The following is an 18,741-nucleotide window of genomic DNA, read 5'->3' on the forward strand; positions in this document are numbered from 1 at the left end:
TTAGTTATCGATTTTCATAAATAGATTATTTAACGATTCGGAATATGTAGGGTGTGCAAATACACAATATCTGATCCTATCGTAAGTAATCCCGCCTTCCATCGCCATTTGAAGAACAGACATGATTTCTCCACCTTCTGAGGCTAGGATAGCAGCTCCCAGTATCTTTTTACTATCAGCATCTACAATTGCTTTCATCAGCCCTAAAGTTTCGTTTGTTTCAATACCGCGCGCAACATTCGACATCGGTAGAACGGCAACTTTATAATTCAATTTCTTTTCTTTTGCTTCTTTTTCAGAAATACCTATCCGCCCAAGTTGAGGGTCGGTAAACATGCAATATGGCACCGGCCGATCGTGAATAGAATAATTTGTGCCCTCCATTAGGTTCCGGTAAACAACGGTATAATCGTTATAAGCAATATGTGTAAATGAAGGGCCACCTTTTACATCACCGAGTGCATAAATCCCTTTAATATTGGTTTCGAGTTTTTCATTAACAAGAATATGCCCTTTGTCATCCAATTTTACGCCACACTTTCCAAGATCTAAATCTGCAGTTTGAGGAGTACGGCCTGCGGCTACCAACACATGGCTCGCAGTTATTTCTTTTTTGATTTTCCCAGACTCCAGCGTAATGCTAATCTGTTTTTTATCCTGCGCTATTTTCTTGATTTTAACATCAGTGATCAGTTCGATGTTTTCGTCGGTTAAAATTTCAGTAAGTGCTGATGAGATATCCTGATCTTCTCTGGCTAATATGCCTGATGATTTTTCCAAAACAGTTACTTTACTACCAAATCGATTAAACATTTGCCCAAACTCAAGCCCGATGTAATTTCCGCCAATAACCACTAGGTGTTCTGGAACAGTTTTAAGATCTAAAATTGTTGTCGATGTAAGATAATTAATTTCATCTAATCCTTCAATATCCGGTATGGTAGTTTTTGCACCAGTGTTGATAAAAATCCGTTCGGCAGTTACTTTTTCTTCACCGCCATCGTTGAGTGCAATAGACAGTTCTTTTTCACTACTAAATCTGGCTGTTCCAAATATAAGCTCAAGTCCTTTGGTATTTTTAAGGCCTTTTTCAGATGATGACCTGAACTGGTTTACGATATCGTCCTTCCGTTGCTTTATCTTTCTAAAATCAATTTTGATCGCTCCAACTTCTACGCCGAGTTCAGTTGCTCTTCTGGCTTGATACACTGCCCTTGCAGAAGCGATCATTGCTTTTGTTGGTGTACAACCATCATTAATACATGTGCCGCCAACATATCTTTTTTCAACAATCGCTGTTTTTTTGCCCGCTTCGGCAAGCCTTTTGGCCAAAGGAGTTCCTGCCTGCCCTGCACCTATAATTATTGCGTCGTAGTGTTTCATCGATTTCCAGATTAATAGAATTTGTTTTGTCCTTAAAAATATAACCTAAATACGAGTCCAATGTTTGGTCAATATTGATTTATACTATGTCCAATTGAAACATTACAAGTTCGAATAAAAAAGTTACAAACTATATTCCAAAATCGACGTTAAATAATTGTAAACATTTAATTGACAAACATAAACCGCAGCCTTATATGCAAACTCAAACAACAGAAAACACGAACCTTACCGTTTTTATCCAGGATGATTCTTCAATTGAAGATAAAAGAGACATTTTATTAAACAGTTTGTTAGACGATCTGAACAGTCAAACAGAATCTTTTAATTAAAATTTAACATCGATTACGAACAAATCGCCGAGAAGGTTAAATGAGACTTTAGATATTGATCTTTAAGCTCAGATGGCCTAGGTGGTCCAAAAAATAAGCAGATTCAATCTGAACATTAAGAATTTAAGAGCATTAAGGGCCTAAGCTTTCAATCCTTAGCAATAAAGATGCTTTATAGATAGATGTAACTTCTTAAAAAAGAAAAGGGCAAACAAATTCATGTTTACCCCTTTCAATCTAAATTAACGCTCTCGCGACAAAAGTATAAATTCTTCTTAAACCTGTATGTAACAAATTTATTTACATTAAAGTTAATGTAAAATGATCTGTGCACGGCGAAGGTTATCCGTAGTCTGCAAAATTTTATCCTTTAATTTTGGGTTGTAGTTAGGATGTGACTTCAAGAAATCCTGCACAACTGCATTAGCTTTTTCATTGTTATAACTCGAAAATATAGCCGCTAACCACGATTGCGGAAAAAATATATCTCCTGTTTTCTGTATTTCTTCCAATAATTCTAAGCTTTCTTTGAGATAATGGATAGAACTTGTTTGCCTGATGGGATGGTGCAGGTAAGATAAAGCTGTAGTTACCCAGGCCTCTTTCTGTCGGTTTTTCCGGTCTTTTAAGCCGTTAAAAAAATTATCTCTTTCCTTAACATCTAAAGACAAGGCAGGTGTTAAATAAATAAGCCGGTTTTTACGATCTTCATTTTTGGTCCGTGCCAACTGATCTTTTAAGATCGTATTTGCAGTATCTGTTTTAAGGGCTAGCGTTAATGCTAATGCGCTATAATCATCTTCTAACAATTTAATTCCATTTGGTGCGGTTTGTTTGAGCCAGATATTATACATACGTTTTCCGGCATCCGCACTCAGATATACATTTTGATAAGCATTGAACAAAATCTTCCTGTTATTTTGCGTTTGCTGTTGCTCCATTGCATTCCATATTGTTTTCTCCGTACTTTCATACACCGCATTCCGTGCTTCAGCAGTTAGAAAAGTCCAGTAAATATTGGTTAGGTACCCCGTAATCAGCCTGAGGTTCATCTCGTTTTTCTCAACCGACAATCCTTGTAAAAACACAGCCAAAAGTTCTTTAGGTTTAGTGCTTTTTCCCGAAAGCATATTTTCGTAGGCATTGATATACGCTGATGCCCGTTCTAACGGGTCGGCAAGATCATAAAGATTTGCCATCATCTCTTTATCAATCGGAAAAAGGCCATACCCCGCACCGTTTGCATTAAACAAAATATATTGTGGTTTTGGAAGACCTTTTGCTTCAATTAAATCTGTCTTAGCAAGCTTAGCATCTACAACTAAAATCTTACTCGCTGTTGGGTAAACCAGCTTAACTGTAAAAGATTGCGGCCATACCCGTGGCTGTCCCATCTCACTGCTTTGGTTTAAGCTTAAATCGCTAATTTTATCTCCGTTGTATTTAATATCATAACTAAAAACCGGCCTACCAGGTTCATTTACCCAAACTTTGTTCCAACTATGGAGATCACTTTTGCTATATTTACTTAAAATGGCAATCAAATCATTCCATGTAGCGTTGCTGTAACTGTACTTTTTCAGATACTCCCTTATACCCTGCTGAAAATTCTGTTTTCCCATCAATAATTCCAATTGACGCATCATAATGGGTGCTTTATGGTAAATTATATTTCCATACATTGATCCTGCTTCTTGTAAATTATCCAATTGCTGGCGAATGGGATTGGCGCCCAGTGTTCTATCTACCCCGTAAGCTGCCGGATAATGGTCTTGTAAAAACTTAAGGTCGAAAGTACTTTTACCCATTAACTTTTCAGTTACCTTATCGGCCATAAAATTGGCAAAAACCTCTTTCATCCAAACATCGTTAAACCATTTCATGGTTACCAGATCGCCAAACCACATGTGTGCGGTTTCATGCGAAATCAGGTTAGAACGCGAAATGAACTGATCTCTGGTAGCTCCCTGATCTAAAAACAATGCTGATGCTTTATATTGTACCTCCCCAGGATGTTCCATACCACCAAACTGAAAATCTGGAATACTGACAAAACCCACTTTTTGAAAAGGATATTTTATCGCTGTCCAGTCTTCCAAAAAATCGAGAGCATCACGATGTGCTACAAAAACAGAGTCTACGCTGAGCTTAATTTTGGCTGAATCAGTTTCGCGGTGCAAAAATTCCATTTTATTATTTTTCATTTCCCTATTTATCAAGGTGTATTTACCCGCAGTGAAGGAAAATAAATAAGTGGGTAATTTATCTGAATTATTGAAATGATAGGTAGTAGAACTTCCTTGCACAAATGAGTCTTTTTTAACCGCATTAGCCATTACATGCCAATCAGTTGGAACGGTTAACGAAACTAAAAATTTAGCTTTTAAATCGGGTTGATCAAAGCACGGGAATACCGTTCTGGCATGATCAGGAACAAAAAGCGCATACAAAAAGTCTTTGTTTCGGTTTAATGATTCGTTACCCGCAATAAATCCAATCTCGATATGGTTATCGCCTACTTTTAAATGCTCCTGCTTTACCAAGATATGTTCGGCTTTAAAATCAATCGGTATCGTTTTGCCATTAACCGATACTCGCTTTATATGATCTGCATTCTGCTTAAAGTCAACCTGCAGATAAATTAACTTATTTAGCTTAAAATCAATATTTTCAGTTGAGTGAACTGGCGCTGTTTGTTCTGCTGGAATGCTAAAGTGAAGCTTATATTGAATATTACTTATGGCTGCACTTCTGGAACTTGCCAGTGCAAGAGAAACTCCAGGTTCAATGGCTACGGGATTAGTAACCTGTTGCGCAAAACAGGTAGCACTTAATAGAAAGAAAAAGCAAAAGTATTTGGTAATCGTATTCATCGTATAAAGATTTATTCTCCTTTTATCATTTGTATAATGGTACCATAGCTCATCCAAACCATGGTTAATACCACAGCTAAACCTGTTAAGGTTAACCAAAACGGTTGTTTGTAATTTGCAATAATTTTGGTTTTATAAGCGGCAATAAGCATAATACCTAATGCAATGGGTAAAATAAAACCATTAATTGCGCCTACGGTAAGCAGTATTTTAACGGGTTTACCGATGAGGATAAATATAATGCAGGAGATGGTTATAAAGGCAATGATAATCTCACGGTTAAACTTTAATATCAGTGGGTGAAAACTCTTAATAAATGAAATGGAAGTATAGGCTGAACCCACAACTGAAGAAATTCCCGCAGCCCATATCACCACACCAAAAATCTTATATCCTATTTCGCCGCTGGCCAATTTAAAAACCGAAGCAGCTGGATTGGATGGATCTAAAGTAAAACCTTTGCTTACCACTCCTAAAGCAGCAATAAATAACAATAAGCGCATAATAGAGGCCAATCCGATGGCACTTAATGCACCTTTATTTACGGCGCCTAAATTATGTATCCCAGTTTGCCTGGCATCCAATAAACGGTGAGCGCCCGAAAAGGTGATATAACCACCCACTGTTCCACCAACTATGGTTAATACTGCCGTAAAACTAAACTGCGTAGGATTTACTGCCCTTAATGCAGCTTCTGCCAATGGTGGCGAACTGGTATAGGCGATAATTAAGGCAAGTACAATTTTAATCAGCCCCATGGTTTTGGCAAAAACATCCATTGCCTTGCCGGCTTCTTTGTAGATAAAGATGCCTATTGCCATAATTGCGCTTATTACGGCACCCTGCCCAACACTAACGCCGAATAATACATTGAGTCCTAAGCCAGCACCAGCAATATTACCAATATTAAAAGCCAAACCACCTAAAAAAACCAGGAATGAAATAAAGTATCCTAAACCTGGAAATACCTTATTGGCTATATCTTGAGCAGGTTTGTCGGCAACAGCAATAATCCGCCAGATGTTTAACTGTGCAATGGCATCTAATATGATGGACAGCAATATCACAAACGCAAAACTTGCCCCTAACTGCTGGGTAAAAACTGCGGTTTGGGTTAAAAATCCAGGACCAATGGCTGATGAAGCCATTAGAAAAGCTGCGCCTAAAAGTACACTCCAATTGTATTTTGGCTTCATATTGCTGGGGCTTTAATTACGACACCTTCTTTTTGTAATCGTTCAGCTATTAATTTAGCAAAAGCAACAGCGTGTTCACCATCGCCATGCAAACAAACCGTTTCGGCCTTAACCGCAATGCGGTTTCCATTTATACTATTTACTTCCTGGTTTAAAGCAAATCCCAATACCTGGTTGATGGCATCTTCTTCATTCGTAATTAAAGCATTGTCTGCTGACCGAGGGGTAAGTAAACCATCATCCTGATAACTTCGATCGGCAAAAACTTCCGATGCGGTTACAATACCCTTCTTTTCGGCTTCATCAATCATCTTACTTCCTGCTAAAGCATACAGGATCAGACCAGGGTCGAAATCGTAAACGGCCTGTACAATGGCTTTTGCCAAAGCAGTATCTTTTGCAGCCATATTATACAATGCACCATGTGCTTTAACATGATGTAATTTACTACCTGCAGCTTTGACAAAACCGCTTAATGCACCAATCTGATATAATGTAAATTGATAGGCCTCAGTTGGGGTAATCTTCATTTCTCTACGACCAAAGCCCTGCAGATCGGGCAAGCCAGGGTGTGCACCAATGGCTATCCCTTTTTTTAAGGCTGAAGTTACCGTTTGCTGCATCACAGCCGGATCGCCGGCATGGAAGCCACAGGCAATATTTGCCGATGAAATATAATCCATCAGTTTGTTATCGTTGGGCATGGTATAATTCCCAAATGCTTCTCCCATGTCGCAATTAAGATCGATCATTTTCATGTTTTAATATATTTAAGGCCTATTGCCATGGTTATCAACGATAAATCGTGTTCACGTTCAAGGTAAAGCGATTCTGCCTCATCTCTCGAAATTTCGGAAAAATGAATAGTATCGCCAGGTTTTAACTGGGCACATAAAGGTAAATCTACTGCTGCAATGTGCGCGATACGCGGATAACCCCCTGTTGTTTGGCAGTCGGCCATGAGTATAACCAAATCGCCACTTCCGGTTACCTGGATAACGCCAGGTGTTACTGCCGTACTGAGCAATTCTTTTTTAACTTTCCTCACCAATGGCTTCCCTAACAAATGATAACCCATACGATTACTCCTTCTATCGATGGTATAAGAATTGGTTAAAAATGAAATAATGGATGTTGCGTCGAACCAGCTGATTTCATTGGCAAGTACAACTCTAATGCTTTGTCTATTCTCTGGCAGTAAGCTTTCGCGCGAAATGCGCCAATTTGGATAGGTTAACGATCTTTCAATCAAATAATTTAATATTCCATCTGATACTTCGCTAAGTAAAGTACCGCTAACCAAAACATCTGCCTTTTGCAATGCCCTTCCCTTAAAGCCCCCAAAAGCAGCAGTAAGATAGGTGCTTTTACTTTCCATTACATCAGGCACATCCCATCCACCTGCAATAGCCAAATAGGTACGCGCCCCAATTGCATTATGGATCAGCTTTATAACGGAACCTGCCGAAAAAAACAATGGCTTTTCTGCAGGCATTAATTCATTATTGTAAACTAAAGTTGCACCATCGCCAGAATAAGAAATTAGAACAGGTGTTTCAGCTTTAAATGAAGCATCGGCATAGGTAAACTCAATGGTAGCATTATTATCATCGTTACCAACAGCTTTATTCGCTAATCGGTGGGCCAGTTCATCCATTGCGCCCGATACAGGTACAGCTTGCGAAAGATATCGGTATCGTCCCATATCCTGAATGGTACTTAATAAACCTGGCTTAATGATGCTGATTTTCATACTCATATTTCAGCATAAGCATTAAACTCCTTTATACCAATGGCTTTAAAAGTAACCATATCGCCTCCCTTTAAAAGTGATGGCTGTAAGCGGTTTACATCAAACATCTTTAATGGTGTTCTTCCAATAATCTGCCATCCACCAGGTGTCTCCATAGGATAAATACCGGTCTGATTGCCTGCAATCCCCACAGATCCGGTGGGTATTTTAGCATTGGGAACCTCTTTTCTAGGGGTTGATAATCTGGTATCCACTCCGCCCATATAGGCGAAACCCGGCACAAAACCGATCATAAAAACAGTATATTGCCCGGCAGTATGTATATCAATTACCTCAGTTTCGCTAAGCTCGTTTGTGCGAGCTACCGTTGAAAGATCCTGTCCGAAATCGCCACCATAACATACAGGGATAATCAGCTTATCGGTTGTTATTCTTGATTTTTCTCTTTTTGTTTGAGCAATTTTATTTAAATGTGCTGATACCTTTTCGAAACAAACCTGACCCGGAAGATCTGATAACATCACACTTAAGGGATCAAAAAAAACAGTTAATGTAGTGTAAGCCGGAACTGTGGTTATTAAACCAGAAAAAGGGTTTTGCAACAACAATTGATTAAAATCGGTGATCAGGGCCAGCAAATCGTGATCGATTGCTGTTCCGAATCCTATAGTAACCGATTTTTCATTCAACCCATAAATTTTTATGGGAATGTTTGCTCCAAAATACCCTACCTGCTCAGTCATACAAAAACAGTAAGATTTAATAATAAGTGTTCTTCATAAAACGGACCAAACAACTAAACTGCTGCTATAAAAATGACTATATAATATCAAAATCACAAGTTTTGTGAATAATCGCAGCTAACTACATGCAAAAACAATAAAGAAGTCTTTTTAAGTGGCTATACGGGTACTGATTTTTAGTAATCTATTAAAATGAATGGCCAGGCAAGGCCCTAAAAATTCTTTTTCACCACCCGTTCAATAGCCTTGCCCCAAAATTCGCCTAAAGATGCAGCGCCTAATTTATTTGGATGCAGGTAAAAAGTACCCGCTTGCCCTTTCTCAGGAATCAACTCGGTAAGGTGGTGTTTTTTAAAATAATTGAATGCTTTTTTATCCCCTACAAAAACATGCTTTGGATTAGTTAAACCATAATTTACCACAAGGCTATCAATTTTTGGAATATAAGCCTGTAATCTCAACAAGCCCTCTTCCATATATTTTGAGCTATTATAGGTATTGGGACTATACCAGATAGGATGCTGTAACACCACAATAGCCTTAGGAAAATCGGCCAATAACTTATCTACAATGGTTTTTACATTTTCAATATATCGATCAGGCGAAACCGGAGCTCCATGCGGCCCTTTTATAGCGCTATCGTTAGTGCCGAGTTTTAACGAAAAAACCAATAATGCTTCTTTATTGGTAAATGCATTGGCTGCTTCTTCAACTTTGTTAAAAGTACGGCTTGCACTGGGTAAAAAATCAAGAGTGGTATAACCGCTATGGCCCTGATTACTGAATTTAACTTCGTTTATTCTTTTTTGCTTAAGCAGGTAAGCTACGGCTACAGCAGGTGGGGCATCAGCAGCATTGGCGATCTGAACGCCTTGCGTGATACTGTTGCCGATAAAAACAATATTAAGATTTCTCTTCTTATGCTGTGCAGACAATAATGGGATGTTAATTAGTAAAATGCCAATAAATAATAGGTATCTTTTCATCTAAGCTGTTTTTATCGGCAACAAATTACTAAATTACTTACTAGTATCAATCTAATTTTTCGCCGGCTCAAGGCCTTTTATCAATTGCAATAGCTCATCCTGCTCTTCGGCCTCCAATTCGATCATACCATTGAACATTTCAAAAATCTCATCACGCAAGTTGGAGCGTATTAAAAGATCCATCAATCGCACAAAAGTTTTCTTCTGATCGGTATTTAAACTACTAAACAATTTAGGTTCTACTTCATATAATCCCTTAATTAAATTAACCAGCGCTGGTTTTCTTAATTCTTTTTCTCTTTCGGTAGCATAAACCGGAAATATTTCATCCTGTTCGTAAGTTTCAACCAGGCGAATGGCATATTCTTTTAAAAACGGTTTACGTTTACTTTTAAGATATTCTGTTAACGCTTTAATTAGAAAGCGATACTCTGCGGAAGATTTAGCTGCTCCAAATATAGCCGCCTGCCCTTCATTTTCGAAACTCTTAAAATCGAAATCACGAAAAAAATCACTATCAATATAAACACTATGGAAATAATCGTCGCTCTTTTTATTTAGGGTGGTGTAATCTTTATAAATTTCTTCACCACCGGCCAAAAAATAGTATTTAGACAGTTCTTTATGCAAATTTTCTTTCCAATGAACGTATTTAATCTTAAAAGTAACGGCTGTATCGGGGTAAAAAAGATTAAACTCTTCTAAAGTTTTAACATTGCTACTAAAATCCAATGCTTTGCCATTTACAATGACCGAATAGTTTTTATACCTGTTCAATTCAATAAACCAACAGAATTCGTTTATCAGGAAAGGAAGTACCGTTTCTTCTACATCTTGCTGACTGATTTTCAGATTAGTAAATGAAACAGTTGTTCCAGTCTCACCAGAACTGCTTGGAGCAGTGGTAAAATCGTGACTATAACTATTTAAACCGCCAATGCTAATGTGTATTTCGCCATAGCGAAACCCCTGTTCTGAATGGTAAGTGGTGTGCCAAACGGCATCATGCGCAAAAGTAAAAAAGGTTAGCCTTCCTACTCCATTACGGCCATGCATTTTTGAGGTATGCTTTGGCGCTACAATCTGAATGGATTTTTCAGATTCGAAGAACGGATCGAACTTTTGCTGTAAGCGATCAAAATTAATTCCATAACCATTATCAGCAATAGTTAATTGTGCTAAAAGACCGAGTGGATTGGCTGCATAATCTACCCGTATAGTGGTCGCATTGGCATCAAAACCATTCCAAATATACTCCGCAATGGCCTGCTTTTCATTATAATTTTTAAGAACCTTTTGTATTCCCTTTGAAGTAATATTAACCTTTACCGACATGATTACTAAATTAATTAGCAAATATATGATTATATTTTAATCATTGCAGTTGTTGATATGCAAGTTTTACACACAAAATAAACTAGCCGGTTTTAGTGCATTAAAAGAGTATTTATATATCCCGATGACTAAAATGCCTGCGAAGTTTTTCTTCTTCCAGATCAAGCAGCTCTAGTTGTTCTCTAATCAGCTCATCATTAATCTGCTCTTTTTTATTTAGTCCTTTCAATAAAATACGCTGCTCAGCCATAATATCTTCAAGTGCAATGCGATAGTCGTGATAAAAGCCGTCAGACCTTGAAATGTTTTCTTCTTTTTCCCAATCTCTCAACAACTCCATTTCTGCCTCAATGCGAATTTTTATCGATCTGATCATATCGTTATGCAATAAGGCATCGTGATACCTTTCATCCAAGATTTTAAGCGATAACATGGATAATTTCTTTCTCACCATTTGTTTTTGTTGCTCGAAAGGAACAGTATAATCCGGATCGGGCATATCTACCCATTTTATCAATGCGGGCAAGGTTAAACCTTGCAAAACTAAAGTAACCAATATTACACTAAAAGTGATAAACAAGATTAAGTTACGCTGAGGAAAAGCTTCACCTGATTTTAATGCGACCGGAATAGAAAGCGCTGCAGCCAAAGAAACTACTCCTCTCATGCCTGCCCAGCCAAAAAGCAGGGGCGCTTTCAAGCTTGGATTGGGATCGGCAGTGGTAATATAACGACTAATGAAACGTGTAAAGTATAAAGCACCATAGGTACTGGCTAACCTCGTAACAATTAAAACCGCGCAAATAATGGCACTATAACGGATGGCTGGTAAAAGCCCATCGTTGCCCAAACCACGAATAATTACCGGAAACTCTAAGCCAATTAACAAGAAAACAAAGCCATTCAGCACAAAAGCTACCGCTTCCCAAACATTTATACCCTGCAACCTGCTTCGGTGGGTAAGAATCTGGTCTCTGCGGGCCGAAAGAAACAAACCACCACTTACTACAGCCAATACACCAGAAAACCCAAACTCCTCTGCGGTTATGTACATTACATATGGCGTTAAAAAAGTAAGGATAATATCAATATTTGTAGTGGTTGGCAACCATCTGTGCAAAGCATAAAAAACTAAGGCCACTGCAATTCCGACCAAAATTCCCATTACAATAACAATTACAAAATTACCAGCAGCCTTACTAAACACGAAACTTCCTGTCATTACTGCGGCTAAAGCAAAGCGGAACACCACTAAACTGGATGCATCGTTTAGTAAACTTTCGCCTTCCAATATTGTGGTGAGCCTTTTGGGCACTTTAACATTTTTAAGTATGGCTGATGCTGATACCGCATCTGGCGGAGAAATAATTCCACCCAACAAAAAACCCAGGGCCCATGTAAAACCCGGAATCAGGCTTTGAGAAATTAGCGCAACAATACTAGAGGTAAGAATAACAATTGGAAAAGCAAAACTGCTGATTACCCTACGCCACTTCCAGAAATCTTTCCATGAAGTATTCCAAGCAGCTTCATACAACAATGGAGGTAAAAAGATTACAAAAATGAGTTCTGGTTCAATCTCAATATTACGAAGTACTGGTAAAAAACTTAAGGCTAAACCTGCAATTACCAATAAAATAGGATATGCCACACGGATTTTTTGTGCGAGCATTACCACAAACAGAATAATTGCAAGCAAGAAAGCGTATTGTATAATCAGCTGGTGCATATAATTTTGGGCTTGGTCTAAAATACAAATTTGAAGCGAATGCCAAACCATTAACGTGATGTTCTTTTTTCAGATAAAATTTGGAATTTCTATTATAAAGCTATAATTTCTCCCCTGTAATAAGTCATCCCAGCTTTTTTACATTGGTTTAATTAATGAAGACCATTTTTATTCTTATTGCTTTTTTGATAAAAAGCAGTCTTTGCGTAGCTCAACCGGTGATCCGGGTGGAGAAACAAACTTTTGTTAACATTGGCAAAGCAGGATACTTTTGGCAGGACACGCTCGAAACAACATCTTTTGAAAAGGTAGTGCAATTTAAGCCAGAACGTTTTTCAAAAGGTAAGTCAGCAATTTTTAACGGTGGCACCAGCGGAAAAGTATGGTGGATGAAGTTCCGTTTTAAAAATAACAACCAAACTACTCCCTATCTATTTATCGATTATGCAAACATCGATTCTATTACCGTATTTTATCGCGATGAACGCGGGATGATAAATCAGATAAGTGCTGGCATGCTCAACCTGAAACAAAATGATAACATTCTGGGTACCGGCTATGTATTTCCTTTAAAGCAGGTAAAAACACCAATTGGCGAAGTGTATGTAAGAATGCGGGCGATGAATACTTTACTTGTCCCCGTTAAGCTTGTTACCGAATCGGTATTAAACCATGCTTTATTTAAAGCACATAGCGTGCAACCTATTTATATGGGCATCGCATTGATGATTCTCATTTTTCATGTTTTTATGTACGTTGTTACACGGAATAAGCTCTTTGCGCTTTATATAGCGCGGATAATTTTGCTTTATTTCATTGTAATGGTCTGTTATCTGCAAGGTTATAGCTTATTGCTAAGCCCTTTGATAGCCAGGTTTATTTTAGTGCATGCCCATTTTTTTATTGCCGCTGGTTACATTGCTACGATTCTGTTTAACAGTTATTTTTTAAAACTTAAACGCCAACTTCCGCAATTCAATAAATTCTTCAAGGTGTTAATGTTTGGATGGGGTTTAATCCTAATCTGCTCTTTATGGGATGCAAGAAGCATCACCAATGTACTTACACATGTTTTATTTTTATTAACCTCATTACTTTTTCTGTTCAGTAGCATTAAAGTGATTATCATCCGCGGTTATGCCAAAAAAAATCCTCTTATCTGGTGTTACGTACTGGGATGGATCCCCGTGGCCTTGATTTCTATTTACCTTGTTTTTTGTTTATCGGAGTTAATACCCTTTCAATCTTACAGTTATAATTTACTCACTTTAGCTGGCATAATTGAAGGAGTGCTCATCAGCCTCGGTCTTTATAGCCAACGATTAAGGTTATTAACGCGGCATAATGCGCATTTTCGGAGGCAACGTATTCTGCTTCAGGAACAGATGGAAGGTTACCGTAAACAGCTCGATGCAAAAACAGAAAAACCTGTTGAACATTTTTCTTTAAAAGCACTTATCGAACTTGCACACGCCAGAGACCCTTCATTTATGAAACGGTTTAGCGAGGCTGAATCTACCTTTATCGAAAGATTAATTCAGATTTCACCACAACTACTACCTGCTGAGTTAACACTTTGTGCTTACATCATGTTAAATTTTGATACTAAAGAAATTGCCCGAACCTGCAAACTTAGTGTACGTGCTGTAGAAAGCCGCAAATATAGAATTCGTAAAAAACTGGGGATAGATGGCGAAACAAATATGCACGCTTGGATGTTAGATCTCACTAAATCGTCCTAAATAATATACGAAAATAGGTTACTTTTTCTTTGCCTTTATTTCAACAATAAATTAGCAAAAACCACTTAACGTGCTTTACTACAACAACTTGAACACCTGTGCGTAGAAATGCGTATTACCAAGAACAACCTGCCGCACCCTCTTTGCATATAGCTATTTAGAGTGCACACGGTGCGATACCGTTTTTTAACCAAACAGACTTAATTGCTTTTTGTCTGGGTTGTACTTATATTTTTAGCCATGTCGACAGAAACGGTCTTTTCCGGGATGATTTGTTACACGCCTGGCGGCATGGTTTATTTAAAACGCTAATTCATCAAAAGCTATATATAATGAACCGAATACCAATTACATTTTATTTTACTACCTGAAATACAAACATTTAAAATTGGTGCGTATTACTGCGTAGACAAAAATTTTGATAATCTTTAAATGCTCTATTTCTTTGTCCCTATCCTTAAACGAAAAATTTTAAAACATTGCTGTACCGCAGGAGATCTAAACAGGGGACGGTTTAGCCTTCTGCGCAAACAGCATCTGGAAAACCAACCATGAAACCGAATAACACCCCTACCAAAATTATTGAAAGCATCCAAGAATTTTACAATGGCAGAGATCCCGAAGAAATTTATACAGCTTTAGAAATTGATAAAAATTGTTTTGAAAGCTGGATTAGAGATTTTGGGGGTATTGCCAATGAGCTTTTGGAGCTGCGAGATGAAAACGATAGCCTAAGAACGATGTTTACCAATTTAAGCCTGGTAAACCAGAGCCTGCGCAATTCTCTTGATAGCCTCACCAGAACAGACTCGAAAATATTTGAGTTATTGCTTAAAAAGCGAGGTACTGGCAATCTTAGCTTTCCTTAATTAATAACACGAAGAAATGTTCTCTTTATCCCAACCAAAAATATTAATTATTGAAGATCACCCTGCAACACTTGATGCTATAAAGATGATCTTCGAATTTGAAGGATACATTACGATGGATCTTTCCAACGCGATTGATTTACACACCAAGGTTGCTGCCTTCCAACCTGATATTATTTTAATCGATATTTTGTTGGGCATGACCGACGGGCGGGCCATATGCACAGAATTAAAGTTATCGGCACATGGTTCCATTCCTATCCTACTCATGTCATCGCGAAATGGCATCCATAATAGCGCTTATTACAAAACGCATTGGGATGATTACATAGAAAAACCCTTTTAAATGGAAGCCATTATTCAAAGGGTTCGGATGCTTTTATCAAAAAAAGCCCAACAAGATTAATGATTTATGCTCAACCAAAAAGATCGCTGCTCAGGTAGCGGTCTCCCCGATCGCAGGCGATAAAAACAATGGTTCCTTTATCTAGTTCACCAGCAAGCTTCAAAGCAGCTGCGCAGGCACCGCCAGAGCTCATGCCTGCAAACAAACCTTCTTCTTTAGCCATTCTTCTCGACATTAAGGTTGCTTCTTCCTGCGCAATATCCATTATCCGATCTACCCGTAGCGGATCGAATATTTTTGGTAGATATTCTTCTGGCCAACGCCTGATACCTGGAATAGAAGAGCCCTCAGTAGGCTGACAGCCTACAATCTGAATATTATTATCTTTTTCCTTAAAAAATCGGGAGCAGCCCATAATGGTTCCCGTTGTTCCCATAGAACTTACAAAATGCGTAATCTGCCCCTCTGTATCTCTCCATATTTCTGGTCCGGTTGTTTTATAATGAGCCAGGTAATTATCAGGGTTTGCAAATTGATTTAATAAAAAATATCCCTTTGAAACGCCTTTTTCTTCCGCATAATCCCTGCATTCTTCTATACTTTCTAACAGGGTTACTTTTGCACCAAAGGCTTCCATTGTTACCTTACGTTCGCGTGTAGAATTGGCTGGCATAACCAGTTCAATTTCTAAATTATATAAACTTGCAATCATAGCCAATGCAATTCCGGTATTACCACTTGTGGCCTCTACCAGTTTAGTTCCAGGAGTTATATCCCCACGTTCTATCGCACTTCTGATCATATTAAGCGAAGCTCTGTCTTTAACACTACCGCCCGGATTGTTTCCCTCTAATTTGGCAAATACCCTTACCGCCGGATTAATATTCAGCTTTTGAAGTTCAGCCATTGGCGTATTTCCGATCAGATCGATTATTCCTGCCATATTTTAATATATTTAATTGGTTTCTTTATGGTTTCTAATGGTAATTATTGGAGAATGATAAGCCGTAGAAAAAGCTGGGATACTTTCAGTAAGCCATACGTTTCCTCCGATGATACTATCGTGCCCAATGGTGGTTTCGCCGCCCAGTATGGTTGCCCCAGAATAGATTACTACCCTATCTTCTACTGTTGGATGGCGTTTGCTGCCTGCTAATGTTTTTTTAACACTCAAAGCACCAAGTGTTACCCCTTGATAAAGTTTCACATAACGGCCTATTGTACTCGTTTCGCCAATAACAATGCCAGTTCCATGATCAATATGGAAGTACTCGCCTATACTGGCCGCAGGATGGATATCGATACCTGTTTTAGAATGGGCATATTCGGTAAGAATTCTTGGAACCAGCGGTATACCGAAATTATAAAGCATATGGGCAATTCTGTAGAAACAGATGGCATAAAAACCCGGATAGGTTCTAATTACCTCAAACCTGCTCTGTGCAGCCGGATCGCCTTCATAAATGGCGACTATATCGGTGTTCAATACACGGTAAAGCGCTGGAAGTTCTTCAAAAAACTGACCTGCTGCATTTTTACATTCGCTATTTTTAAGCTTACAACTGGCCGATATGATATCATAAAGTTCAAGTTCCAAAATGGCAACATATTCCTTTACATCTATAATTGTTGAAAATGCTTTAGGAGAATTTTCAGGAAAAAGCACTTGAATTAGTTTTTCTGCCCAAAGGGATATCACTTCATTGGGTGGAATATTTGGTTGTTCAAGAGGATTCTTAATAATTTGTTCAAAAAAATGGTCTTCCATAACTGGTGGTTATACCTGCCCGATCTGCTCATCGACTAGGTATATAGATTTAATCGCTAAATGTAAGTTTTGTTTTTTTAAACCAAAACAACTGGCGCATTTTTATGATAAAAATTGCTCGACAATAACAATAAAATTCATGAATATAGCTTTTAGACAGAATTATCAGTAAAATCAAGCCTTAGAAGGTAAATCTGGAAACACATCAGCTACCAAGCTTATTTATTTTTCGGCCAACTGGTTATCGGTTTAGCAGAAAAGTTCTTTTGTGATGGTTTCCCCGCATCTAGAAAAACTGATATGGCCTGTTCACTATCAGCTTTGAGCCTTACTTCGAATCCTACAATAGAAGTCCCCGGGTTTTTAGCATCATAATCGGTTACCGGATCTGTTGACCAGGTTTTCATTTTAACTTCGCTTTTGGTATCTACAAAGAGATAACATTTTTTGTTTTTATAACTTAATTCGATGGTATGCTTATCAATAATGTGTACCGTAGCAGGTGTAACCATCGACCACCGAAGGGTTACATCAGTGTTTCCTACGGTTATTTCATCGCGGATCTGCACCGTTTTTTTATTGATCAAGGCCACCCCTCTAATTGATTTTTTTAGTTTACCAGCATATAAGCTACTCAGATCGGCAACAGCATTCATAAACAGGCCATTATTAGCGCTGCTAATGAAAGCAGCATTGCCCTTAACAAGCTGAAAAGTACTATCAATTGAAAGGGTATTGTGTGCGAGATTATTATAGCGGAATATTTTCCAGCGCTGTGAATTTTGTTTAGTATCCCAAAGATTAATACCCTTCGATTCGAGCGATTCATATTCCTGCATTCCAAAATCCATGGCCCAACGCACCCCTTGCGATTCCATGATGAAAGAGCCTACATCCATATGACCATGACTAACGCCGGGTGAGCCACCTTTAAAGCCCACAAAAGTAGCCAGCGGATCTGTCCACGAACTCCGCATCAAAGCAACTGGATTAGGACCATTTCCGATCCAAAAGTGTGCAGTTTTAGGCTGAATGTTATTAAGCGATAGTTTTGCTCCCCACAACATTGCCGATGGCAGTAATCTATTCTGTAATGACATTTGTTCATCAAGCTGTTTTTTAGTCACCGAAAGTAAACCAGGGTCATTCAGTTTTGATGCAAACCAAAAAAGTGCAGGATTAAATTCAGCCACTGCCCTGCTATCTGAATAATTAAAAGGTTTTCCTGAAGGAGCGGTCACATTAGCCAGATAATCAGCTGTTTTAAGGAACCCTGGCTGAGCGCTTAAATTAAAATCCTGATGAAAAACACCTTCTAAAGCACTGATAAACATTACATTAAAAGAAGTGCCGTATTCCCAATATCCATAACCTTCCGGATAAGCACCATCGGGTCCATATTGTTGCATGGGTAGGATTATACTTTTTATTGCCCGGTTAATCAGTTTCGCCGATAAGGCCGGGTGCTCTTCGAAAGTAGCTATTGCACCAAACGAGATGCCCGCATTACAAACCTGATTCCAGTTATTGGTAACATTTAACCAGTTATTATACCTTTTGTCAGTTGAAGGCTGTATTCCCTTTTCGAGAATGGCAAGGGCAACTATACTTCTGGTTGATTGGGGTAAATCTTGATATAACCAATCGTAACCTATTGATAAAGCCATTGTCATTTCACCTACATCA

16 protein-coding genes are annotated in these 18,741 nt (G+C 38.3%); 4 read left to right on the forward strand and 12 right to left on the reverse strand.

What is annotated here, in order from left to right:
- Window positions 1-1,383 (reverse strand): mercuric reductase, encoded by a 1,383-nt coding sequence (locus J7E57_RS13075; protein ID WP_215129103.1) that lies wholly within the window; start codon window positions 1,381-1,383, stop codon window positions 1-3.
- A gap of 197 nt (window positions 1,384-1,580) precedes the next feature.
- On the opposite strand from J7E57_RS13075, the gene J7E57_RS27270 reads away from it, so the two are divergent.
- Window positions 1,581-1,715, forward strand: a complete 135-nt coding sequence (locus tag J7E57_RS27270; protein WP_262711985.1) for a hypothetical protein — start codon at window positions 1,581-1,583, stop codon at window positions 1,713-1,715.
- Between the two features lie 311 nt (window positions 1,716-2,026).
- Here the strand turns inward: J7E57_RS27270 and J7E57_RS13080 are convergent, their stop codons facing one another.
- The 8 genes from J7E57_RS13080 to J7E57_RS13115 all read right to left on the reverse strand — a co-directional run bounded on the left by J7E57_RS13080 (window position 2,027) and on the right by J7E57_RS13115 (window position 12,330).
- Window positions 2,027-4,588: a M1 family metallopeptidase gene (locus J7E57_RS13080; RefSeq protein ID WP_215129106.1), complete on the reverse strand. Its 2,562-nt coding sequence runs from the start codon at window positions 4,586-4,588 to the stop codon at window positions 2,027-2,029.
- Between the two features lie 11 nt (window positions 4,589-4,599).
- A complete protein-coding gene (locus J7E57_RS13085; protein WP_215129108.1) occupies window positions 4,600-5,784 on the reverse strand; it encodes an NRAMP family divalent metal transporter in 1,185 nt (394 codons plus the stop codon).
- Window positions 5,781-6,542 (reverse strand): 5-oxoprolinase subunit PxpA, encoded by a 762-nt coding sequence (locus J7E57_RS13090; RefSeq protein WP_215129110.1) that lies wholly within the window; start codon window positions 6,540-6,542, stop codon window positions 5,781-5,783. Before J7E57_RS13090 ends, J7E57_RS13085 begins: the two co-directional genes overlap by 4 nt.
- A complete protein-coding gene (locus J7E57_RS13095) occupies window positions 6,539-7,537 on the reverse strand; it encodes a biotin-dependent carboxyltransferase family protein (protein WP_215129112.1) in 999 nt (332 codons plus the stop codon). Before J7E57_RS13095 ends, J7E57_RS13090 begins: the two co-directional genes overlap by 4 nt.
- A gap of 2 nt (window positions 7,538-7,539) precedes the next feature.
- On the reverse strand, window positions 7,540-8,280 hold the full coding sequence (gene pxpB, locus J7E57_RS13100; protein ID WP_215129114.1) for a 5-oxoprolinase subunit PxpB: 741 nt from the start codon (window positions 8,278-8,280) through the stop codon (window positions 7,540-7,542).
- Window positions 8,281-8,492: 212 nt separating this feature from the next.
- On the reverse strand, window positions 8,493-9,266 hold the full coding sequence (locus tag J7E57_RS13105; RefSeq protein WP_215129116.1) for a GDSL-type esterase/lipase family protein: 774 nt from the start codon (window positions 9,264-9,266) through the stop codon (window positions 8,493-8,495).
- A gap of 51 nt (window positions 9,267-9,317) precedes the next feature.
- A complete protein-coding gene (locus J7E57_RS13110; RefSeq protein ID WP_215129119.1) occupies window positions 9,318-10,601 on the reverse strand; it encodes an ATP-binding protein in 1,284 nt (427 codons plus the stop codon).
- Between the two features lie 112 nt (window positions 10,602-10,713).
- Window positions 10,714-12,330 carry a Na+/H+ antiporter gene (locus J7E57_RS13115; RefSeq protein WP_215129121.1) on the reverse strand — a complete coding sequence of 539 codons (1,617 nt, stop codon included), beginning with the start codon at window positions 12,328-12,330 and terminating at the stop codon, window positions 10,714-10,716.
- 155 nt (window positions 12,331-12,485) lie between these two features.
- Between J7E57_RS13115 and J7E57_RS13120 the strand changes: the two genes are divergently transcribed.
- The 3 genes from J7E57_RS13120 to J7E57_RS13130 all read left to right on the forward strand — a co-directional run bounded on the left by J7E57_RS13120 (window position 12,486) and on the right by J7E57_RS13130 (window position 15,287).
- Entirely contained in the window at window positions 12,486-14,072 is a 1,587-nt protein-coding gene (locus J7E57_RS13120) for a 7TM-DISM domain-containing protein (RefSeq protein WP_215129123.1), read from the forward strand.
- 551 nt (window positions 14,073-14,623) lie between these two features.
- Window positions 14,624-14,941, forward strand: a complete 318-nt coding sequence (locus J7E57_RS13125; protein ID WP_215129125.1) for a hypothetical protein — start codon at window positions 14,624-14,626, stop codon at window positions 14,939-14,941.
- Window positions 14,942-14,957: 16 nt separating this feature from the next.
- The gene (locus tag J7E57_RS13130) at window positions 14,958-15,287 is read left to right on the forward strand and encodes a response regulator transcription factor (RefSeq protein ID WP_215129127.1); all 330 of its coding nucleotides are present in this window, start codon (window positions 14,958-14,960) and stop codon (window positions 15,285-15,287) included.
- Window positions 15,288-15,357: 70 nt separating this feature from the next.
- Here the strand turns inward: J7E57_RS13130 and cysM are convergent, their stop codons facing one another.
- The 3 genes from cysM to J7E57_RS13145 form a co-directional block, all read right to left on the reverse strand.
- Entirely contained in the window at window positions 15,358-16,230 is an 873-nt protein-coding gene (gene cysM, locus J7E57_RS13135) for a cysteine synthase CysM (protein WP_215129129.1), read from the reverse strand.
- 12 nt (window positions 16,231-16,242) lie between these two features.
- Window positions 16,243-17,055: a serine O-acetyltransferase EpsC gene (gene epsC, locus J7E57_RS13140; protein WP_215129131.1), complete on the reverse strand. Its 813-nt coding sequence runs from the start codon at window positions 17,053-17,055 to the stop codon at window positions 16,243-16,245.
- 218 nt (window positions 17,056-17,273) lie between these two features.
- On the reverse strand, window positions 17,274-18,722 hold the full coding sequence (locus J7E57_RS13145; RefSeq protein WP_215129133.1) for a heparinase II/III family protein: 1,449 nt from the start codon (window positions 18,720-18,722) through the stop codon (window positions 17,274-17,276).
- Window positions 18,723-18,741 lie beyond the last annotated feature (19 nt).

It is taken from the genome of Pedobacter sp. ISL-64, assembly GCF_018613605.1.
In the GTDB taxonomy this organism is placed as follows: Bacteria; Bacteroidota; Bacteroidia; order Sphingobacteriales; family Sphingobacteriaceae; genus Pedobacter.